We start from the raw sequence: 21,402 nt of genomic DNA, 5'->3' as shown, positions 1-21,402 counted from the left end.
AGAAACCGGCCGAGGCTGTGTAAAAACGCAAATTCTGGACGTTTTAGGGGGTGCTTGACCCCTTACCAAATAGGCGATCGTGGCGTATACGCGATTACAGGAGGTCGCTTTTGGGTCGGGTCGATCTCGGTGCACGTTTTTACACAGGCTGGGCCAGAAGCGGACCTTCACGACAGGTTAAATCCATGTCGCTATGGGGCTAACAGGGCTTGCTCAAGGTTATTAATAGCCTCTCGGCTTTACCGTGTTGTTGAACCCGGATCGAGAGCAACAGGTCGAGAAAAGAGCGGCATAGTTAGACGGTTGACGCGACAACCACCTTGAAGGGCGCCGGTCCACCGTGATCAGATAAGCCCTCGCAAACTCAACTGCCAGAATCATGGCAGTTTCGCCACTGCCCGGACAGGATCCAAAATACGAATATGGACGTAGAAGAGCTAATAGAAAAGGCTAGAGATCAACGTAAACGCGACCGATACGAGGAAGCAGTAATTTCTGCCAAAGCAGCCACGGTCCAGGATCCCGACAATGCTGATGGCTGGTGGCTTCTGGCACTCAGCAATATTTCCCTAGGCAGGAAAGAGGCTGCCCTAGAAGCTCTCAAGGAAACCAACGACAAAGCCCCATACTTTGCCCAAGCGTGGGCAAAACGGGGCAGCTTGGAGCTTGACCTGGGGGCTCCTGAGGAAGCAGCAAGCTCGTTCGAAACTGCACTTGACTGTGACAATGATGAGATTGAGGCGCTACGAGGTCTTGCGCATATCTACGGACAGAACAATGACACTGAGAAGCGAACGGAAGAAATCCTCGTACTCACCAAGCTCGATGAACTTCAGGGTCTCAGTTCATGGGAACTTAATCGATTAGGCATCCTACATTTCCTCAACAACCATGGCTTTGATGCCATCAAATACTGGTCACGCAACGCGCACCAAAGCGACGACACCGCATCGTTGTTCAACCTTGGCCTCGCCTACAATATGGATGACGTGTCCCAAGACGTTGATGCTGTCGACTGTTGGCGCTTGGTCATGCGCAGAGACGTATCTAACAAAAAGGCGCCAGGCCGCATCCAGTCTGTCAAAACTCGACTCTTGGATTTGGCTCGCAAGGTTCAAACATCCCGAAAGTCACTCTGCCTGCCAGAAGATCAGTGGTACTCGATCTACATCAACCCCTTCCAGCTCCTAAATTGTCCGAAAGACTTCGATTTCGACGACCTTGAACCCAAGGTTGTCCAGAAATGGAAAAAAATGTTACTTCAGGAAATTGAGCTTGAAGAGGGAAAGCTACATTGGATGCCCGGGATTACTGTTGATCGATCAAAGGCCATTGAGTTAGCGGAAAAGTTGTCCGACATAGAGGTCGCCTCCTATAACTGGGAAGTATTTAAGTGTAAGCCTCTCCTGGAGTTTTTATCCAAAGGCGATATAAGCCATTTCTTACTCGACGAAGAATCGTCACCCCTCGATTTTATCGAGCGTGTAAGTGTTTCCGAAGAGGTCAGGGAGTGGTTAAGCGAACCATTTTCAGCGCAGTATGACCGCGTTTTTAGCAAGGCAGTTGTTGCCAGGGATGTGCCAGCGATTGAAGCACTGCTCGATGGCCGTCGCTGGATCATGCCCTCTTATACAGATCACTGCTTTGAAAACGCATTGCGAGAGGCCGGCTCATTATTGATTCCTCTACGGGAGCTCAAGATTCGGGCAGAGACCTTTAAAGTAACTGTCAAGCAGATCGAGGATGTCTTGGAAAAACACAAGATTATAAGCATCCTAAATCTGTTGCCGGCTTACTTCCGTAACGTGCAAAACGAAGCGGTTAATTTAGTCAGAAGCATTGCCATTGATGCGCACAACGTACATGAGGATTCTGAGCTATCGTTAGCGATTATTGAACAGAGCAAAGAGTTTTCCTTCAAGTCTATTGAACTCACACAGCGTTTGAATGAAGACTTCGAAACCATCTCAGAGATGATAAAAAAGCAACGAGAGCACGAATGTCACCTAACCTTCGGCAACGCACGGAGCTGGAAAGTTACGAAGGAAGGAGTGTCCGATAACGGTGACCTGTGTCCAGTAAATGAGATTCGTGCTCTACGCTGGGGAATCATGGTTGAGCAAAATGGCTCACACAACTACCTATTCGCCGCTAGGCGACGGACTGGTAAGGAGTACATCGTGACATGGACATCTTCCGAACACGAAAAACAGGATGAGTTGTTTGATCAGCTCGTCAATGCCGCGTTCCACTATGTCATCCCCAGCTTGATGGAGAATCTCCTCGACGAGCTAAAACGCGGCGGTACCCTGACAATAGGTCCGGTCCAGGTCACTCAGCATGGTATAAGCTTCGAATCAAAATGGCTGCTGTTCACCAGCCTAACTCAATTGCCTTGGAGTGCGGTAGATGTCGCGCTTCAGAATGGTAAAGCCATCGTGGCAGATAAATTCAGTGGAAAAAGATCTCCCTCAATCAGCTTACGTGACGTTCCGAACGCCATGTTGCTCAGATTAATTATAATGTCATTCAATCGCGATTAAGGATAGTCATGGCCACTCCCCCGCCTATTGAGATACCACGCTGGACGCTTGTCGTACTGAATAGCCTTTATGAAATAGAACGCAAGCTGCAAGTTCACGGCGACCTTGGACACGCTAAGCGCAACATTGATCGAATCAAGGAGGTATTTGAACAGCAGTCCTTGGTGATTGAGGATCCGCTGGGGCAGCCCTTTAAAGAGACACGCACCGACCTCGAGGCAACCATCGTCGGCGCAGACACCGAGAATTTGGTAGTCACTGAGGTCATCAAGCCTGTGATTAGACTGGTAAATGGCCCGGTCTCGCGGGTAGTGCAAAAAGGGATCGTTGTAGTACAGAGCAAGGAGGAGGCATCGCAATGACAAAGATGATCAGTTTCGGGATTGACCTAGGAACCAGCAACTCGCTGATCTCCAAATTTGACAAAGGATCAGTCGAGGTATTCAAGAACCCCAATGGCTTCAAGGAAACGCTCCCGTCGATCGTAGGCTTCCGAAATGACCGGATAATGGTCGGTGACCAGGCTCGCACGTATGCCGAGAAGGACCCGAAGAGCGTTGCCAGCCGCTTCAAGCGAAAGATGGGTACTACAGAAGCAATTAAAATTCACTCACTGAAGGCATCCAAGACTCCGGTCGAGCTTTCTGCTTTTGTTCTCAAGGAGTTAAAGGGATTCGTACATTCCGGCGAAGCAGTCGAAGCAGCGGTAATTACCATACCCGCCTCATTTGATACGGTGCAGTCAAATGCCACCAAGGATGCAGGGATCTCAGCCGGCTTCAAGCACGTGCTCCTCCTCCAAGAGCCGATCGCAGCAAGCTTGGCATATGCGAACAAGGAAAAGAACGACGACCTTCGGAACAGTCAGTGGATTGTTTATGACCTAGGCGGCGGCACCTTTGACGTGGCATTGGTCAAGATTGTCGAGGGCGAATTAACAGTGGTTGATCACGAAGGTGACAACTATTTAGGTGGGTCTGACTTTGACTCGATGATCGTTGAGAAGATCCTGGTTCCGGAGATCAACCGCCGCGGAAAGTTCGAGGACCTTCTTGGTCAACTGAAAAGCGAGAAAGGCAAATACAACAAGCTTTGGACTGTCTTGCTCCACAAGGCGGAGGAGGCCAAGATCGAATTGAGCACCAAGGCATCGGCGGAAATCGATCTGGGCATGATTCGTGATCTCGAGGATGACGAGGGCAATACCATTGACACCATCCTGACCATAACTCGCTCTGAGTTAGAAAGTGTCATCAAGGATGCAGTGGATGGCACTGTCGACTTGATGAAAAAGATACTGACGAGACACTCTCTGCAATCGAGCGATCTCAAGTTCATCCTGATGGTGGGTGGATCGACCTACAGCCCCTACGTTCGCAAGCGCGTCGAGGAAATGATGAACATCCCGGTCAATACATCGATTGACCCGACCAGCGCGATTGCCATCGGAGCCGCTTACTTTGCGGGCAGCAAGGAATTTAAGCCTGAAGGCGCTGCGCCGAAAGCTCCGATGAGCGCACAGATAAAGCTTCGTGCTGTTTACAACCGCAACTCCCAGGAAAGCGAAGAAACATTTACCGCCAAGGTTGAAGGAAATACCGCCGATCTGTTCTATCGGATCTCAAATGACGATGGCTCCTTTGATAGTGGTCTAAAGCCCCTGATGACCCGCATCGCTGAAGATCTGCCGCTGCGCGAAGGATCCTTCAATCTGTTCACCTTCAAGATCTTTGACGGCCAATCCAACATCATCAATGTCGGCTTTGACTCGATCCAGATTTCACAGGGTCGCTACAGCGTGGCGGGCCAAATGCTTCCAGAAGACATTTGTCTAGTTAGGGATGATCTATCCAACAAGGACACACGACTCGACCTTATTTTTGCTAAAAATTGCGTATTACCTACCAAAGGGAAGCGTACCGTTGAGATCGGCAAGACGATTGTCCAGGGCTCTCGTGACTCCATCGCCATCATGGTAGTTGAAGGGGCATCCGAAAAACATTCATCGACCAATAAGCCGATTGGAGTATTGGCCGTCACCGGTGAGCAAATCAGCCGTGACCTTCTTCGCGGCACAGAGGTTGATCTGACCTTCGAAATGTCGGAGTCACGAGACTTGACGGTGTCCGCCTATTTGAATGGTACGGGACAAGAGTTCTCTCAGGTCTTCAAGGGGCAGGCCCGCCACGTCGATACCCGTTTGTTAGCCGCCGAGGTGCTTCAACTCGAAACGAAGATCCAGTCCGAGATTGAGGACGCTCAGGCGAACGACAATCATGATACTGCAGCTAAGTTGGAGAAACTGAATTACGAACTCCAGTCTCTTATCGTTGAGAGCGCATCTCTTTCTAGCGATGACGTGACCGACGATCGCTTCAAGCTCGCAGACAAGAAGTGCAAGATTGCTCAAGGAATTTTTGAGTTAACAGCATCCAAGCGGATCGATGCTGCAAAAGCAAATTATCTCCAGGTAAAGTTCGATACGGCCTCCATGATTAAAGAGTCGGGCAACGATCGCGAACGTAATCAGCTTAAGGAAATCCTGGCGCGAGAGGAGTTGCATATCCACTCAACCAACCCAGAGCGTATCGACGCTGCGACGAGCGAATTGCAGCGACTTCACTTCCAAATCCTGGCTCGCCAGCCCGACTTCCTAGTAGGGATGTTCCAGCACTTGGAAGAGATACGACCGACTATGAACGATCAGGCGCAGGCCAAGCAGCTGATCGACCATGGACGCCGGCTGGTTGCGACCAAGAACTGGGACGATTTGCGTGATGTAAATGGTCAATTGTGGATGCTTGTTCCCGATACCGAGCGCGCAGATGAAGACGTGCGCCTCTATACCGGTATCGTTTAAGCAACGCCGTTTGCGGCGGGTCTTCACCGGCCCGTCGCTCTACGACCGGCCGCTCTGGGTCGACTTCGGCCTGTCGCGACAGGCAGCTTTTGGCCGGTAGTTGCCCGCCGTGACAGGCCGGAGTCGACCCGTGCGGCCCGTCGTGACGGACAGAAGTCGGCCAGGAGCTGTCATTGGGTGTCTACAAAATCAGGCGCAACTCAGGGATAGTTTCCCCCGCAGCTGATATTCAGGACTGAGGGCAGAGATGGCGTGTTCGGCTTTTATGGACGGCAAACGCATTATTGGGGCGTTTCTCTCCGATCAGGAATGGAGTGAGCTCAAGAAACTTTCCAGGGCACGCAAGGTGCTCATGCCTGATACGAAGCTGCCTGCCATTGCCAAGACCGTTCGCTGGAATGGAGGTGTGACCCGTTTCTTCTCCCACTTTCCCGGCGAGGCTCCCGAGGGCTATGCCAGCAAGGAAAGCCCCGCTCACACAGCGAGGAAGCTTGCGATCTATTCTAGGCTCCTAGAGCTGGGCATCCCCGCAGAGCTTGAAGCTGGCCGGGATGATTGGCGGGCGGATGTGCTGGTCGGTAAGTCGGCCTTTAGTCCCGAGCTGGCAATCGAGGTACAGCTGACCAAGCAAAGCGCCCAGCTCACCTATGAACGCACGAATCAGCGATCCACTTCCGGGGTGCCTACCCTCTGGATATTTGGCCATGGCTCTAGTACCGGCCACCTGGGAGTGGAGCTGCTTCAAAACAACCCCGTGTTTGAGGCGGACAGTGAAACGCAGGCTGCCGATATTGCTCAAGCCGTATGCACGGGAGAGGCGTTTTTCAATGACCGAACTGAGCTCGCGAGCACGCCGGCAAGGCCTATCGCGGTGAAGGTGGATTGTAAGTGCGGCAAGCCTTGGTTGTTGCCAGTAGGCGTAGTGCTGCTGCCCAACCGCATTCGTGGCGATCTGAGGCCGACCTACGTTTCGGTGTCCAGAACCTCTACAAAGCACAAGGGGAAAGCTGTCAGCACCTCCGGGGCATTTACCTATCTACGCCGCTATCTGGGCGTTATCGCGGCTGCCGGTGAGAAGTATGGGTTGCCTGTAGGCTTTGATCTTTACCCCGAGCGCGCCTACGGACACACGGGAACGATCCATGTGCAGCGGTTCTCATGTCCGAATATGCGGTGCCGGAGAATTATGCATGCCTTCGGCTGCAAGGGTGAAGACTTGGTCTGGTGCCCGGTGCCGATCACAGCGCATGTGGATGCGCGGCCTATAGTAGACGTTGAGCCGGCATGGTTGGTGGCCATGCCGGCACCATACGACGAGTCAGTTTTTACAAAGGCGCAGTGGCAGGAGCGCTTTATCCTGCCGATGCGTGCTGGACTGGTATGTCTGGGGACTGTTGGCGGGATTGATCCAGAAGATTTATGAATCGCACCTAACTTCGTATATACCTTCAAGCCTCAATGGGCATTTTCTGAGCTAGCGCTGGACAGTCCGCTTTTGGCCGATTCTGTTGAAAAAGTCGGCCTTGGTTACCACGACGTAAAAGTTGGCGCCTGAGATTGAAATCTTAAAATTCGGCAGAGGTTTGGGCTCAGATTTCACGTAACGACGCACAGAAAAGTGGTTTTCATAGGTCACTATTGGGCGGTTCGGGCAAAACGACTTTTTCAACAGAATCGGCCGTTTTCAGCCTATCACGCCACTATCGAGCGCTCACCCGCCACAACTGATCCAATCTCGTCGTGTAGCTCTGGCTCATCATCTCCCGCCGCATCCCCCAGTCCGGCGCCAGCTGCACGCGGCCCGGACGGATCGTGCCCCTGCCCCACTTGCTGTTGATCTGGTCGAGTACGTCCATCACCTGGCTGGCCTCGGCCGGCTGCATGGGTGCGAACAAGTCTCCGGTGCATTGGTTACGCTGGCATAGGCCGAGCAGCAGCACCTCGGCTTTGCTGTAGGCGAATCCGTCCCGATAGACACGCTCCAGGCCGGCCAAGGCGGCCTTGGTGATCAGGCGGGTGTCGTCGGTGGGATATGGCAGTTCGCACATCACGCCCTTGGCGTACTTGGCTTCCTCCGGGTTGAACATGCCGGTGCGGATGCTCACGCGGATCTGTTTGCATACCGAGTGCTGAGCACGAAGCTTCTCGCAGGCCCGTGCCGCGTAGGTGGCCACTGCCTCGCGAATCGACGGTAGCTCGCGCAAGCGTTTGCCGAACATGCGGCTACAGCAGATCTCCTTCTTCGCCGGTGCGGCCTCCTCCATCTCCAGGCATGGCGTACCGCGTAACTCCCTGACGGTTTTCTCGATCAGCACGCTGAAGTTCTTACGCAACATCCAGGTATCTGCTTGAGCCAAGTCCCAAGCCGTGCGGATATTCATACCGGCCAGATGCTCTGTCATCTTTCGGCCAATACCCCACACCTCACTCACGTCCATCCGCTGCAACAGCCGGTCGCGTCGTGCCGGATCACGAATATCCACCACACCTCCAGTCTGTCCCTGCCAGCGCTTGGCCGCATGGTTGGCCAGCTTGGCCAGGGTTTTAGTGGTGGCTATGCCTACGCCGGTCGGGATACCGGTGTGTTGCAGGACCTGGGCGCGGATCTGCCGGCCGAGCTGTTCCAGCGAACCGGGCATGCCCGTGATATCGGCGAACGCTTCGTCAATGCTGTACACCTCCACTGTCGGCACCATGCCTTCTATCACTGCCATCACCCGCTCGCTCAGGTCGCCATACAACGCGTAGTTGCTGGAGAACGCGACAATGCCGTGCTGACGGAGCTTGTGCTTGATCTGGAAGTACGGCTCGCCCATCTTCACGAAGGGCTTGGCGTCAGCGGAACGGGCGATCACACAGCCGTCGTTGTTGGAGAGCACGACAATGGGTGTGCGCAACAGGTCAGGCCGAAACACTCGCTCGCAACTGGCGTAGAAGCTGTTGCAGTCGATCAACGCAATGGCGGGTTCAGGCATGGCAGTGGTGCCGGCGAATGCTGGCCGTGACCACGCCCCAGATCAGCAGCTCATCGCCTTCCATGATGAAGCGCGGCGCGAACGTGGGGTTCTCCGATCGCAGCACGATCAGCTTACCGTCCATATTGAGGCGTTTGACGAACGTGTCGCCATTGATCGCCGCGATGACGATATCGCCACTGCTCGCCTGCAACGCCCGACTCACCACCAACACATCCCCATCAAAAATGCCGGCGCCTACCATGCTCTCGCCGTCGGCCCGCACCAAGAACGTGTGCGGTGCATCAATTTCCAGCAGCTCATCGAGGGAGAGCTTTTGCTCCAAATGGTCTTGTGCCGGACTGGGAAAGCCCGCAGGAACGCGAGAGGAAAAAAAGGGCAGCTCGATAGCGGAGCTGCCCACGGGGCCGAGAATGGTCGCGCTGGCCATGGAGGAGATACCTGCAAAACAATACTGGATGGATAAACAGTAAAACAATTGACAGGCTTACGGTCAATGCCATGCTCAGGAGAGCGATAGAAGGAGGCAACCATGTGCGGACGTTTCGCCCAATACCAAGGCCTGGCGGACTATCTGGCCGAGCTGAACGCAGAGCAGGACGTGATCAGCGGATACGACAACGTCCCCCTCGCCCGCTACAACGTGGCGCCGAGCACCAAGGTGCACATGCTCTACGGCGAGACTCGCGGGATCCACTTGGGTGCAATCCGGTGGGGTTGGGCTCCGCACTGGGCCAAGCCCAACTTGCCGCCGGCAATCAACGCCCGGGTAGAGACGGTGGCCAGCGGCAAATACTTCAGATCAATCTGGCCGCATCGCGCTCTGGTCATGGCTGATGGCTGGTACGAATGGGTAAAGGATGAAGCCGACCCGAAGAAGAAACAGCCTTACTTCATCAAGCTCAAAAGCGGTGCGCCGCTGTTCTTTGCTGCGCTGGGGCAATTTCCAATAGACGATGGCGAGGAGAGAGAAGGCGATGGTGTGGTCATCATCACCCAGGCCAGCGATGGAGAAATGCTGACTATTCATGACCGGCAGCCCGTGGTGCTCGCACCAGATGCGGCCCGCCGCTGGATAGACCCAGCGCTAAGCTCCGTTGAAGCGGAAGAATTGGCGCAGAACCAAGGATTACCCGCTGCCGCCTTCACCTGGTATCCGGTGACCAAGGCTGTTGGCAATGTGAAGCACGATTCGCCCGAGGTAATTCAGGCGATCAGCCTGCCAAATCCATGAATCAGCGAAATCAACGACTCCCATCAACACCTTGCGCAAAATCAGCCCATCTCTATCGCTAAAGGAATAGTCGTTTTCGACTCCAAAAAATCTCAGTCCTACATCACCGCTATGACATCCCCACCATGGAGTTTCAAACCATGTCATTGCAGTGTCCTCGCTGTAACTCACCCAAAATCGCGTCTTTCCACCGGGCCATGAAGATCGCTGCTGCCGTCGGTGCCGTGGGAGGCGCTGCTCGTGGTGCCAGCGCCGCTTTAGCTGGCGGCCAGATCGGTGCCACTGTTGGCGCTTTTGCCGGCCCGTTTGGCATCACCCTCGGTTCAATATCTGGCGCCATCCTCGGCGGGCTGGTCGGTGGCGTCGGCGGTTGCGCGCTTGGCGCTCAGCTCGGCGACAAGCTCGATCGACACGTGCTGGCAAATAACCTCTGCCTGGCCTGTAACCACCGCTTCAACCTGCCTGTCTGACCCGACTTAACACTCCCCAAAATCCTCTTCGGCCAGTGCTGCGCATCGCGCAGCGCTTATGCCGGCCTGCACCTAAAGGAATCACAACCATGGCTCATCAAATCGAACAAATGGCTTACGTTGGCGCAACTCCCTGGCATGGCCTCGGCAATCAACTTACTCAGAAACAGCCCATCGAAGTCTGGCAACGTGAAGCCGGTATGGACTGGCAGATCCAGGAAAGCCCGGTCCACTTCAAGGCGGACGCGGTCGGTCACCTGGGCACCATTCACTCCTTCCCGGAACAGAAGGTGCTGTTCCGCTCGGATACCAAGGCTCCTCTGTCAGTGGTCTCAAAGCGCTACCACACCGTGCAGCCGCGTGAGGTCCTGGAGTTCTACCGGGATCTCACCGAGGTCTCTGGCTACGAGCTGGAAACCGCTGGCGTATTGAAAGGTGGTCGTAAGTTCTGGGCTTTGGCCCGAACCGGCCAAGCCACTGCATTGAAAGCCAATGACCAGGTCAATGGCTATCTGCTGCTGGCGACCTCCTGCGACGGCACCCTGGCCACTACTGCCACCCCTACCACTGTGCGCGTGGTCTGCAACAACACCTTGAGCATTGCGCTGGATGGCACCAGCCGCGCGATCAAGGTGCCGCACAACACGCGCTTCGATCCCCAGGCGGTGAAGAAACAATTGGGCATCGCCGTCTCGCAATGGGACGAGTTCATGTACCGCATGCGCATGCTGGCTGAGCGCAAGGTGCAGTGGCATGAAGCTATGGGCTTCTTCATGAACGTGATGTGTGAAGTCAGCCCAAACAGCCAACTGCCCGAGCAACTTCCCAACGAGCGCGCCCTGCGTAAGGTGCAGGCGCTGTACGAAGGGCAAGGTCGCGGTGCCAATCTGGAGTCGGCACGCGGTACCGCCTGGGGACTGCTCAACGCCGTAACCGAATACGTCGACCACGAACGCCGAGCTCGCAGTAATGAGTACCGCATGGACTCGGCCTGGTTCGGCCAGGGTGCGCAGATCAAGCAACGCGCGCTAGATGCAGCTCTGCAACTCGCCGCCTAACCACCCTACTTCCTCACTCCCAATTACGCCCGGTCAGCCTCGTGCTGCTCGGGCGTTTTTATGTCCGCAAGGTGACCCATATGAAAGCCAAAAACCTGACTAGCACCACCGCCAAGCCTCGCCCTGCCCTGCGTCTGGTCAACACTAAAGAACTGCCGCGTGAAGACTGGCTGGCCGTGCGCAAGCAAGGCATCGGCAGTTCGGATGCCGGCGCTGCGGTGGGCCTAAATCCATATAAATCCCAGCTTGAACTGTGGCTGGAGAAGACTGGCCGTGACACCACCCTCCCCAAGCTAGATCCCCATGATGAGGAAAGCCCGGCGTACTGGGGCAATGTGCTGGAGCCGGTCGTGGCCTGGCATTACAGCAAGCGCACCAGCAACCGCGTGCGGCGCATCAACGCCGTGCTGCAGCACCCTGATCCGGAGCTGTCGTGGATGCTGGCCAACATCGACCGCGAGGTGATCGGGGCCGACGATGTGCAGATCCTCGAATGCAAGACCGCCGGCATAAACGGGGCACGCCTCTGGAAGGATGGCGTGCCGGAGTATGTGCAACTGCAGGTAATGCACCAGCTCGCCGTCACCGGCAAGCAGGCAGCGGATGTAGCGGTGCTGCTGGGCGGTCAAACGCTGGAAATCCACCGCATCGAACGGGACGAACAGATGATTGCTCGCCTGATCGAGCTGGAGCGTAAGTTCTGGTACTACGTCGAGACCGACACACCACCACCTGCTGATGGCTCAGCGTCGGCTGAAATGGCACTGCGTGCGCTCTATCCGGAGGACAACGGCCAAACCGTCGACTTCAGTGGCCGCGCTGGCTTGGCAGCGGCGTACCTGGAACTCAAGGCTGTGCGCCAATCCATCAGCGAAAAAGAAACACGCGAAGCCCAGCTCAAGCAGATGCTGCAACAGGCAATGGGTGACGCCACCCGCGCGGAGTTCAGCCACGGCTTTATCAGTTGGAAGAAGTCCAAGGACAGCAACGTACTCGATGTCGAACGCATGCTGAAGGACAAGCCCTACCTGCAGGTTCGCTACACCAAGCTCAAGGAAGGCAGCCGACGCTTCCTGATCGGCTGATGCCCCTAACAACCAATCCCCCCTTGGCCAGCCCATGCAGTTAACGCTGCGTGGCTGGCCTTTTTTCGTTTGCAGGAGAACCACCATGCTCAAAGGTCTAGCAATCACCCCCCCGGTGCTCGGGCGGATTTCGATTGGCAAGGTCGTCGAGAAGAACGGCAAACGCCTGCCGGAGAAAGATGATCAATTCACCATCACCTCCCAGGTGCAAGGCAAGGACGGCTGGCTGCTGCATCCACTTAATGATGAGCTGCGTAAAAGTCAGGAAGACAAACTACGCAGCATCCCGGTGCGGCTGCTGTTCAACGAACCGGAGTTGAACTTTCGCGCTGACTACACGCTGTTTGATCGACAGTCCGGCCGGCCGTTGTGCGTGGGCAACGGCGAGACCTGCAAGCGAGTTACCCAGGACGGCATGCAATCGCTGCCCTGCCCGTCCCCGGATGCCTGTCCCCTGGCCAAGGGCGGTGCCTGCAAACCTTATGGCCGGCTGAATGTGCTGATTGGTGATGACGATCCGCTAGGCAGCTTTGTGTTTCGCACCACCGGTTTCAACAGCATCCGCACCCTGGCCGCACGACTGCATTACTTCCAGGCCATTTCCGGCAATCGGCTGGCTTGCCTCCCGCTGGAATTGCGGCTGCGTGGCAAGTCGACTCGGCAGAGCCATGGCACACCGATCTTCTACGTCGACCTGACCGTACGCGGCGGCATGGATATGGCCGAGGCGCTGCGTGCTGCCAAAGATCTTGATGCACAACGGCAAGGGGCGGGCTTCGATCAGGTTGCGCTGGATGAGGCGGCACGACGTGGTTTTGGCAACGGAGCATTCGAGGACAGCGAGGAAGACGTCGGCGCAATCGTCGAAGAGTTCTTCCCCGCTGAAAGCAGCACTGATCAACCGCTCACTAAATCTGCCCCGCAGCAATCGGGCAAACCCAGTCTGGCTGAAAAGCTGGAAGCACAACATCAATCCCTGAACGCCTGAGCCTGGTCCCAGACCAAAGGAGCTGAGTATGAGACTGCACAAAATCAAGGCCGGCGAGACAGCTGGCACCTACCTGATCGAATCCCCAGTCACCGAATACGACATCCTGCTGATGGCCAAACAGCTGGCCAGCCAACGCCTGCGCCGGGGACGGCAACTGACGGCACCACGGGACGTATTCAGTCATCTGCAGGCGCTACTCGAAGGCTACGAACACGAGGTCTTTGCCCTGCTGATGCTGGATTGTAAACACCGGGTCATTGCCTTTCACGAGCTGTTCCGGGGCACCTTGGACGGAGCAAGCGTCTACCCCCGGGAGATCGTTAAAGTCGCCTTGGAACACAACGCTGCTGCCGTGATCCTGGTGCACAACCACCCCTCCGGCGATCCCGAACCCAGCCAGGCGGATCGCACGCTGACCGACAAACTAAAGGAGGCGCTGAATCTGGTCGGAGTGCGGACGTTGGATCACATCATCGTGGGGCACGAAGGCTGTGTGTCGCTAGCGGAACAGGGTTACCTGTAAGGAGGCGGTATGAAGCCGGTGCTACGCACCTTCGTTGCAGTATTCATGTTTGCCGGCATCTTTGCTGGCTGCCTGGCGATATTGCTGCTGGTGATTCTGATGGTGCGCTTTCCGCCACTGATTCTGGTCGTGGTTTTGGCCTGTTGGATTTACCGCAAAGTACGCATTCCGGATCATTTATGAGCAGCAAAAAGGGTAGCCGAAGCTACCCTTTTTTGCGTGGTTTCCCCTATGCCTGCAAAGCAACATCCAGCTCGCCAGATAACTCATAGCGGGTCAAAAGCTCAGAATCAGCCTGACAGGTAAAGCTCGCTATCAGCCCCGACAAGGTAGTGTTTGGCGCGACCGCCGTATGCGGCACCAGCAGATAGGTCCAAGGCTTACCCCCAACCTTCTGACTGTGGCAGACAGTGGCAATGTGCGCCCACAGCGCAGCGAGCTCTGCTTTTTGCAGCACCGATGCTTCCTTCATCTGATCGGCACGTTTTGTCTCAATGATCAAAAGACGATCATTGCTTTCGGCAACAAAGTCCGGCTGATAAGGAAGGCCATCCGAGCTGTACAGCTTGAATTGATTGGGCCCTGGTTTCATCCACAGCTTAACGCTCGCGTCTCTTTCAAGCAGCTCACTCATCAGCCGCTCTGAGTCCGAGTCAAACTTAGCCAAGTGATAGCAAGATTTTTTGAAACCGCTGAATATGTATTTTTTTATTTCATTCAGCTTCTCAGGCGCCTTACGGAAGTCAGAAGCGTACTTAGTACCCACATCCTCAAAATTTTGCGGGCGCAAATCCTGGAAGGCAGCATCAACCGTTACCCGGTATTTTGTCTGCCCACGCCACATGTTTTTCTTCATCTCGACAAAAATGGCGGCCGCCATCTGCTTGGAGTGCCCCTGCAAAACACTGCGCAGTTCTTCGGGCTTTTCATATTTCGCGGCAAAATGCTTCACAACCTGCCCCGCCAGGTCATACAGCACTTCTGCATGGGCTTCGTAATCGATCTCAGGAAGGTCGATCAGCTTTGAGACGATGAAGTCCTCAGGTCTTACCTGCTGCTCCGCATTGGCATCGCCGATGATGCTCTGCCTTTTCTCCGTTCGTAAAACCTGAATCAACAGTTCCTGCGCCAGGGGCTGATAATTCCAGTGCTTTAGGTCCAGCGTGAAGGACTTGAAGCCAAAGGACACCTCTTCGGTAGGCGTAATGGTCAGCGCGGGTATCGGAATAATCTTCTCGACGAACTGCTCGCAGATGGCCTTAACAATTTCCTGCGCCTTTTCAGTAGAAACAGGGAATAGCGCTTGCTGCGGCGCTTGAACGGCCTGCACTGCCTTTAAGACAAAATCTTGCACTTCTGGCTTTTTCAGGTCCGTCAGGCCGCCCACTTTTTTGGCTGCTTGCTGCACGACAACTTGTATCGCCGCCTCGGCCAGCTCTACCTCTTGCGCATTGTCCAACGTAAAGCTGGCTCGGGCCTCCTTGGCCTGCAATGGGACGCCAGGTGCGCCGCCCTCATACTTATGCTGCGGGCTCGGCTCTGAAGATGGTTTAGCCAAACTCTGAACCAAATGCTGCAGAGTATTTTGTGCTGTCACCATCTGCGGCTTGATTGAGGGCACATCACCGCCGTCACCGATAAACACCTGCTTCAGTTTCTTGGTGACACCGTTTTCGGTTTTGGCCAACTCAATGAGTGCGTCGAAGCGATCGTGAGAGATCACCGTCAACTGATCGACCTCCGCCACGCCAGTGCGCTTGCCGTAAGGCAGACGCAAACCACGCCCCAAGGTCTGTTCGGTCAGAATATCTGAAGCTGAAGCCCGCAACGGCACGATGGTGAAGAGGTTGGTTACGTCCCAACCTTCCTTCAATTTGTTGACGTGGATGACGATGTCCGTATCGCCGCTTTTTTCGATGTTAAGCAAGCGCTGGGCATTCTCATCGGTCTCTTCGCCCGAGGTCTTTGAGTGAATTTCAATCACCCGGCCCCGGTAGCGGCCAGCAAAAAAGTCATCGGACTCGACGAACTGCCTGACCTCAGAGGCATGGACGGTGTCTTTGGTCACCACCAACATAAAGGGCCGCACAATCGGTTTGTCGTGGTTTTTAGCGTAGATTTCGAGGGCAACCTTGACGTGCTCGTGGTAGTTAATTCCGTCCTCGAGCATGATGTGCTCAAGCGTTTCGGCATCCACCGATTTGGGATTAAAGTTCGCCCTGGTGCCGATAGCAGGCTCTTTGACGTAGCCATCTTCCATCGCATCCGGCAGCTCGTAGCGGTACACCACATTCTTAAACGCTTGGGGCTTACTGCCAGTGGTTTTCGGCGTCGCCGTCACCTCAAGACCCATAATCGGCTGCAACTCGGCAATGGCTTTGAATCCGGCACTACCGCGATAACGGTGCGCTTCATCCATGAGCAGTACCAGGTCATCAAGCTCAGACAGGTACGAGAAATAGCTGTCGCCAATGTACTCCTGCAGGCGTTTGATACGAGGGGCGGCCCCACCTCGCACCTCGGAATTGATCTTCGAAATGTTGAAGATATTGATGATCACACTTTCGCGGCCAAATAGATCCGCGCCGCGCACACCACGGCCTTCTTCATAGTTTTCAGCGTTAACAATCAAAGGCGCGTTATGAGCGAAAGCCTGTATCCCCTGGAACACATATTTAGGGCTGCGCGGATCAAAATCGAACAGCAACTTCTCATAAATCGTCAGGTTCGGCGCCAGAATGAAGAAGTTTCGGCTTTTGCCGATCATGTGCAGATAGCTGATGAACGCACCCATTAAGCGAGTCTTGCCGACCCCGGTAGCCACGGAAAAGCAAACCGACGGGAAGTCGCGTTCGAAATCTGCAAAGTCCGCGTCAGTAACCTCACTGAATGCCTGGCGCACCTGCTCACGAGCGACCTCTACATCAGTGTCCTTTTTCGGATCGATCAGCCCTACGATGGTGTCGAGACGCCGCAGCGCCTCTGCCTGAGGCTTGCGTAACGAGAGGCGCTGACTAATTTCGGCAACTACACGATCCTTGTTTAGCTCAATCATCTCAGTTTTCCTCAGAGCCATCGAATAGGCTGGCCTGCGCTACCGATGCTTTAGTTTTTTTTGATTTGCTCGGTGTGGCGTCTGCTTCTTCGGGCTCTACGTCTTGCAGGGGTAACGCCGCAATTTTTAAGGAGTAATCGTCTTTACCCCACTCGCAACGATCCAATACCACACGGGGGATTTTCTTGATAGTTAGGTTCGTTAAGTTATCGCCAGCGGCCTCATAGGCCATACAGCAAACCAGCAGACTGCGCTCTTCCCCCACCTCATCTGACAAGGCCTTGAGTTGGTCAAAGGTTAAGCTGTTGGTGGTCACGTAGATAAAAGCGTTTTCAGTGGCCTTACCGTGCATCCAGTAGTGTTCGGCGGATGGTGCGTAGGTGTAATTGAAATGCTTGCAGATGGCCTCGGCCAGCATCTCCGGTTGGTAATCTTTGTTGATGACCAAATTGCCCCATTTGTCTTTTTGCAACAGCGAAGGTGCGAGTTTGAAGAAGCGGTAGCCACCCCCACCCTGCCAATTCGCAGACTCAGTCACACCGCCTTTATCAGAGCCGTCGATGACCTGTTGCATACGCGGCACAATATGAGTTTTTGCATGCTCGCCCAGCTCGACCATAATCCAGCGGCGGCCCATTTTGTGGGCTACAGCACCGGTTGTACCCGAACCTGCGAAGGAGTCGAGGATGAGATCGCCAGGATTGGAAGCGATTTGAATGACATGTTTCAGCAATCGTTCTGGTTTTGGCGTGTCAAAAGGCAATGTGTCAGGAAACAATGCGTGGATTTCACGCTTAGCCTCTTGAGAGTGTCCGACTTCGCTATGCGGCCAAATTGATCGAGGAACTACTCCGTCCTGAACATCTTGTAGAAACAACTTAATAGCAGGGGCATTGTCTCCACTTTCTCCGAAAACAATTCTTCCTTCACCCACCATTGCCCAAAAATCTGGTTCAGTCATACGCCAGTGGCTACCTTTCGGAGGACGTATCTCCCGCCCCGAAGGCGTTTCGACAGTATACATAAGCCCTGCATGTCGTTCACCTGACGCGAAAATCGGCCCTAAACGCCATGGCCCACGTGAATCGTTATCTGGGTTTTTGTACTTACTTGCTGCCTTATCGTCACGAGGCAACAAATTTCTGTGATACTTAAATTTATTTCCGAGTGGTGAATAGATGAGAATGTAATTGTGTGCAGGAGAAATTGCGGCGGCATTGCTGCGGCCATAGAAATTTTCCCAAATTATTGACGCCACAAATGCCTGGCGACCAAATATTTCATCACAAAGAACTTTTAAGTAATGCCCTTCGTTCTCGTCAATTGCGATCCAGATTGAGCCGTCATCGCGAAGCAGCTCTTTGAGAATAACTAAGCGATCCCGCATCATGCTTAGCCAGAGTGAATGCTCGACACCATCGTCATAATGCTCAAACGCCGAGCCGGTGTTATAGGGCGGATCGATAAAGATACATTTCACCTTGCCACGCACATTGGGATCCGTCTCCAGCGCCTTTAGCGCCAGAAGGTTATCCCCATGGATCAGCATATTGTCGAAATGATCCCCCTCACGCCGCGTTTCGGCGTGATAGGAAAACTCGGACTCCTCAATCAGGATGCGCGGCTCAAGGCGCGGGCGCTCGTCTTTACCAATCCAGGTCAGTTCAAGTTTGGTTTTACCGGCCATTAGATCAGGCTCCATCGAATCGTAAACAGGTGGTCCACCTGTGGCGTCAAATTAAGTTGTTCGGCAATGGCATCTAACATGGCTTCGCGCTCACTATCGATCTCACGTAGGCGGGTATAGAGCTGATGCTGTAGCTCATCCACTTGGCGTTTTAAGGCTTTTGCTTCGTGCTGTAGCTCAAGCTTGGCGGCCAGATTAGTGGTTGCACGTGCCAATTTGTTCTTTTCATTGGCCTGCTTGGTTAGCTCTTTGATTTGCTGGTCATAGGCCACACGGGCGTCATTACGCCACGCATCCAGGCGGTCTTCTTCTTCGTTGAGGAATTCACCCAAACGCTCTTGTGCATGCCCGACTAGGGCCGTTTGCCGCGCCTCAGTAACTCCCACCAATTCAGCCTCAGGGGACTGCCCCATCGGTGCGCCAAGCTCTCGGGCTGGAATGTGCAGCAAGCGTTCGGCGGTACTCGGATCAAGCATGCTGCCGTCATCGTTGAACGCTGCGCAGATCAGCTCATCCCAGGTACGAGCGGGGGTTTGTAATGTGAGTCGCGAGAGGCGCATCCAGCCTGATTGGCCACGCACGCTGGCCACATCGCCCAGATTGCCAGCGTAGGCGCTGTAGTCAAACTCAAGCGCCGCCATGGGAGTTGATCGCGCTTTAGCCTGCGCCACCAGTTGGTCGGCCAATCCTCCATCGCCCAAGCGAAAGAAGCGCCAGCCGTTATCCTCGGCCTCAGGCCATTCGGTAGACCAGGTGTTGCCTTGATAATCAAAGCGCTCGGCATGATCAGCGTGAAAACGGGCCTCGGGCAATTCAGCGCGGGCAAGGGTCAGCAGTGCCCTACGGAAGTCGCCGAGGGCGGCATGAACGCCTTCCTTACGGCTCATCAGCCGCTCAATCACCTTTTCGTCCATCTCAGCCAAAATTTGGTTGCGTGCAGCCTGTTTGGCCGCATCAATCTCGACACTGAACTCTTCCTGCAGCCTATCGAAGGCCTCATTAATTTCGTCGTTCGAACGGCAGGTCTGGACGATCTCCAGAATGCGCCGTTCGATATCCACACCAGACTCAATGGCACCCAGCACTTCATCTGATGAGCCAAACACACCCTCGAAAAGCTTGAACTTCTGCTCTAAGAGCTGGTGAATGCGCTCCTCGGCCTGGTTCTTGCGATTGAGGAAGTTGATGACGGTGACGTCGATCTTTTGCCCGTAGCGGTGGCAGCGGCCAATGCGCTGCTCAACCCGCTGGGGATTCCAGGGCAGGTCATAGTTGATTAGCAGCGAGCAGAACTGCAGGTTGATGCCCTCGGCACCGGATTCCGTGGAAATGAGGATGGAGCGATCATGTTTGAAAGCATCGACAATGGCCGCTTTCATATCGGCAGATTTAGAGCCGGAGACGACCTCAGTGCCTTTATTTTTCGCAAGCCAGGCTTTGTAGAGGGCTGCGCTGTCTTTATCAGTGTTTGAGCCGTTGAGAACTACGGTTTGACCGGCAAAGCCGTTTTGCTCCAGCAGATCACGCAAGTAGGCTTGGGTACGCACGGACTCGGTAAATACCACGGCCTTGCGCTGACCGCCTTTGGTTTCCATCTCGGCCATAACGATGGGCAAGCACTCCAAAAGCGCTCGCCCTTTGGCGTTATCGTTAATTGAGGTGGCGATATCCCGGTAATGCGTCAGTTCGGCGATCTCGGCCTGCAGCTTTTTCGGATCAATCTCATCAAGATCATCATCCGTATGGTCTTCGACAGCATCCGCTTCGGTTGCGGCGATAGATCCAGCATCGCGCCAATCCTCAGCGTCTTCAGCAAAGCCATCGAGATCATCCAGGGTGTCGTCATCAACCACTAGCTTGGCTTGCAGGCGGCTGACCATCTTGTCCAAGGTTTTGGCAATGGCGAATGAGGACGAACCCAGAATCTTGCGCAAGGACAAGGTAACCAGGTGACGGCCATTTTTCCCGAGGGCAATGGTGCCAGGATTTTGCAGGTACGCCGACACTGACTCGTACAGATCCAGCTCAAGTTTGCTGGGGGTAAAGTCAAAGGTTTTCGGCAATCGGTTGGTGTAGTTGATCAATCCGGCCTTTTGGACCTGACGACGCAAAGTGCGTTTGCAGATGGGCTCCAAACGATGCTGCAGTAAGGTCATAGCAGCAAGGTTACCCTTACCGCCGAACTCGGCCTTAAAGGCCTGCTCCGAACCGAAGTAAGCCTCATCAATGATCGTGACGAGGCCGTACAGCTCCATCAGGTTGTTCTGCAATGGCGTTGCCGTCAGCAAAAGCTTCTGACAACCCTGCAAGGCATCGCGCAGGACGGCTGCTCGGGAGTTGTTAGCAGCCTTAAAAACGTTACGCAGCTTATGCGCCTCATCAAACACGACCAAATTCCAAGCAACCTTTTGCAGCTGATGAGCAATACGAGCGGCATATTCATAAGAAACGATGATGATGCCTTCCTTACGCCCAATCGGATTGGGTTGCCCGCTGGCCGCCAAATCTTTAAGACGCTTGGCATCCAGGATGACCGAGGGCAATGAGAACTTTTCACGCAGCTCCGTGGCCCATTGCTTGCGAAGAGAGGCCGGCACGATCAACAGAAGGTCTCGGCGCTGCTCCCACCAACGCTGACTGAGCACCAACGCCGCCTCGATGGTTTTGCCAAGCCCTACCTCATCTGCCAGCAGCACGCCTTTGGATAAGGGCGAACGCAAGGCAAACATAGCCGCATCGACCTGGTGCGGGTTCAGATCCACACGCGCCGAAGACAAGGACTGGGTCAAAGACTCGTCAGCACCGATGCCTTCACGCGTTAAGAAATGAGCAAAATACTTGGCTTGGTAAGGGCTGTAGATCATTGGGAAAACAAATCCTTTTTACTTGAGGCCTTCCTGCAATGGCAGGCTAAGAGAACC

General features: G+C 54.6%; 16 protein-coding genes. 11 read left to right on the top strand and 5 right to left on the bottom strand.

All coding sequences use genetic code 11. The annotated features are described in order from the left end of the window. Positions 1-422: 422 nt before the first annotated feature. The 4 genes from FBY03_RS18970 to FBY03_RS18955 all read left to right on the top strand — a co-directional run bounded on the left by FBY03_RS18970 (position 423) and on the right by FBY03_RS18955 (position 6,826). Positions 423-2,543, top strand: coding sequence for a tetratricopeptide repeat protein (locus FBY03_RS18970; protein WP_147173911.1), 2,121 nt, complete (start codon positions 423-425; stop codon positions 2,541-2,543). 8 nt (positions 2,544-2,551) lie between these two features. Beyond that, entirely contained in the window at positions 2,552-2,905 is a 354-nt protein-coding gene (locus FBY03_RS18965; RefSeq protein WP_147173910.1) for a hypothetical protein, read from the top strand. After that, complete coding sequence (locus tag FBY03_RS18960) at positions 2,902-5,403, top strand: Hsp70 family protein (protein ID WP_147173909.1); 2,502 nt, start codon at positions 2,902-2,904, stop codon at positions 5,401-5,403. The genes FBY03_RS18965 and FBY03_RS18960 overlap by 4 nt, the downstream gene beginning before the upstream one ends. Before the next feature lie 247 nt (positions 5,404-5,650). Further along, the gene (locus FBY03_RS18955; RefSeq protein WP_256677991.1) at positions 5,651-6,826 is read left to right on the top strand and encodes a competence protein CoiA; all 1,176 of its coding nucleotides are present in this window, start codon (positions 5,651-5,653) and stop codon (positions 6,824-6,826) included. A 277-nt stretch (positions 6,827-7,103) separates the two neighbouring features. Here FBY03_RS18955 and FBY03_RS18950 read toward each other — a convergent pair whose 3' ends face one another. Beyond that, complete coding sequence (locus FBY03_RS18950) at positions 7,104-8,378, bottom strand: Y-family DNA polymerase (RefSeq protein WP_147173908.1); 1,275 nt, start codon at positions 8,376-8,378, stop codon at positions 7,104-7,106. Then, a complete protein-coding gene (locus FBY03_RS18945) occupies positions 8,371-8,808 on the bottom strand; it encodes a LexA family transcriptional regulator (protein ID WP_147173907.1) in 438 nt (145 codons plus the stop codon). Before FBY03_RS18945 ends, FBY03_RS18950 begins: the two co-directional genes overlap by 8 nt. A 102-nt stretch (positions 8,809-8,910) precedes the next feature. Between FBY03_RS18945 and FBY03_RS18940 the strand changes: the two genes are divergently transcribed. From FBY03_RS18940 to FBY03_RS23085, 7 genes are all read left to right on the top strand, one after another. Then, the gene (locus FBY03_RS18940; RefSeq protein ID WP_147173906.1) at positions 8,911-9,612 is read left to right on the top strand and encodes an SOS response-associated peptidase family protein; all 702 of its coding nucleotides are present in this window, start codon (positions 8,911-8,913) and stop codon (positions 9,610-9,612) included. Positions 9,613-9,752: 140 nt separating this feature from the next. Beyond that, a complete protein-coding gene (locus FBY03_RS18935) occupies positions 9,753-10,082 on the top strand; it encodes a hypothetical protein (protein ID WP_147173926.1) in 330 nt (109 codons plus the stop codon). A gap of 89 nt (positions 10,083-10,171) precedes the next feature. Beyond that, positions 10,172-11,140 carry a DUF932 domain-containing protein gene (locus FBY03_RS18930; protein ID WP_147173905.1) on the top strand — a complete coding sequence of 323 codons (969 nt, stop codon included), beginning with the start codon at positions 10,172-10,174 and terminating at the stop codon, positions 11,138-11,140. A gap of 80 nt (positions 11,141-11,220) precedes the next feature. Further along, the gene (locus FBY03_RS18925; RefSeq protein WP_147173904.1) at positions 11,221-12,225 is read left to right on the top strand and encodes a YqaJ viral recombinase family protein; all 1,005 of its coding nucleotides are present in this window, start codon (positions 11,221-11,223) and stop codon (positions 12,223-12,225) included. Between the two features lie 85 nt (positions 12,226-12,310). Further along, positions 12,311-13,213: a hydrolase or metal-binding protein gene (locus tag FBY03_RS18920; protein WP_147173903.1), complete on the top strand. Its 903-nt coding sequence runs from the start codon at positions 12,311-12,313 to the stop codon at positions 13,211-13,213. Positions 13,214-13,241: 28 nt separating this feature from the next. Further along, complete coding sequence (gene radC / locus FBY03_RS18915; protein ID WP_147173902.1) at positions 13,242-13,739, top strand: DNA repair protein RadC; 498 nt, start codon at positions 13,242-13,244, stop codon at positions 13,737-13,739. 9 nt (positions 13,740-13,748) lie between these two features. Further along, entirely contained in the window at positions 13,749-13,922 is a 174-nt protein-coding gene (locus FBY03_RS23085; RefSeq protein WP_178090707.1) for a hypothetical protein, read from the top strand. A 46-nt stretch (positions 13,923-13,968) separates the two neighbouring features. Here the strand turns inward: FBY03_RS23085 and FBY03_RS18910 are convergent, their stop codons facing one another. Genes FBY03_RS18910 through FBY03_RS18900 form a run of 3 tightly spaced genes read right to left on the bottom strand, consistent with a single transcriptional unit; the run spans position 13,969 to position 21,345 of the window. Continuing rightward, positions 13,969-16,794, bottom strand: coding sequence for a DEAD/DEAH box helicase (locus tag FBY03_RS18910; RefSeq protein ID WP_147173901.1), 2,826 nt, complete (start codon positions 16,792-16,794; stop codon positions 13,969-13,971). A 1-nt stretch (position 16,795) separates the two neighbouring features. Further along, positions 16,796-18,481, bottom strand: a complete 1,686-nt coding sequence (locus FBY03_RS18905; protein ID WP_147173900.1) for a site-specific DNA-methyltransferase — start codon at positions 18,479-18,481, stop codon at positions 16,796-16,798. After that, positions 18,481-21,345: an SNF2-related protein gene (locus FBY03_RS18900; RefSeq protein ID WP_147173899.1), complete on the bottom strand. Its 2,865-nt coding sequence runs from the start codon at positions 21,343-21,345 to the stop codon at positions 18,481-18,483. The genes FBY03_RS18905 and FBY03_RS18900 overlap by 1 nt, the downstream gene beginning before the upstream one ends. Positions 21,346-21,402: the final 57 nt, after the last annotated feature.

It is taken from the genome of Pseudomonas sp. SJZ079, from assembly GCF_007993865.1.
Taxonomy (GTDB): Bacteria; Pseudomonadota; Gammaproteobacteria; order Pseudomonadales; family Pseudomonadaceae; genus Aquipseudomonas.
Note: the sequence above shows the minus strand (reverse complement) of the source record. Positions and strands in the feature narration are given on the sequence as shown.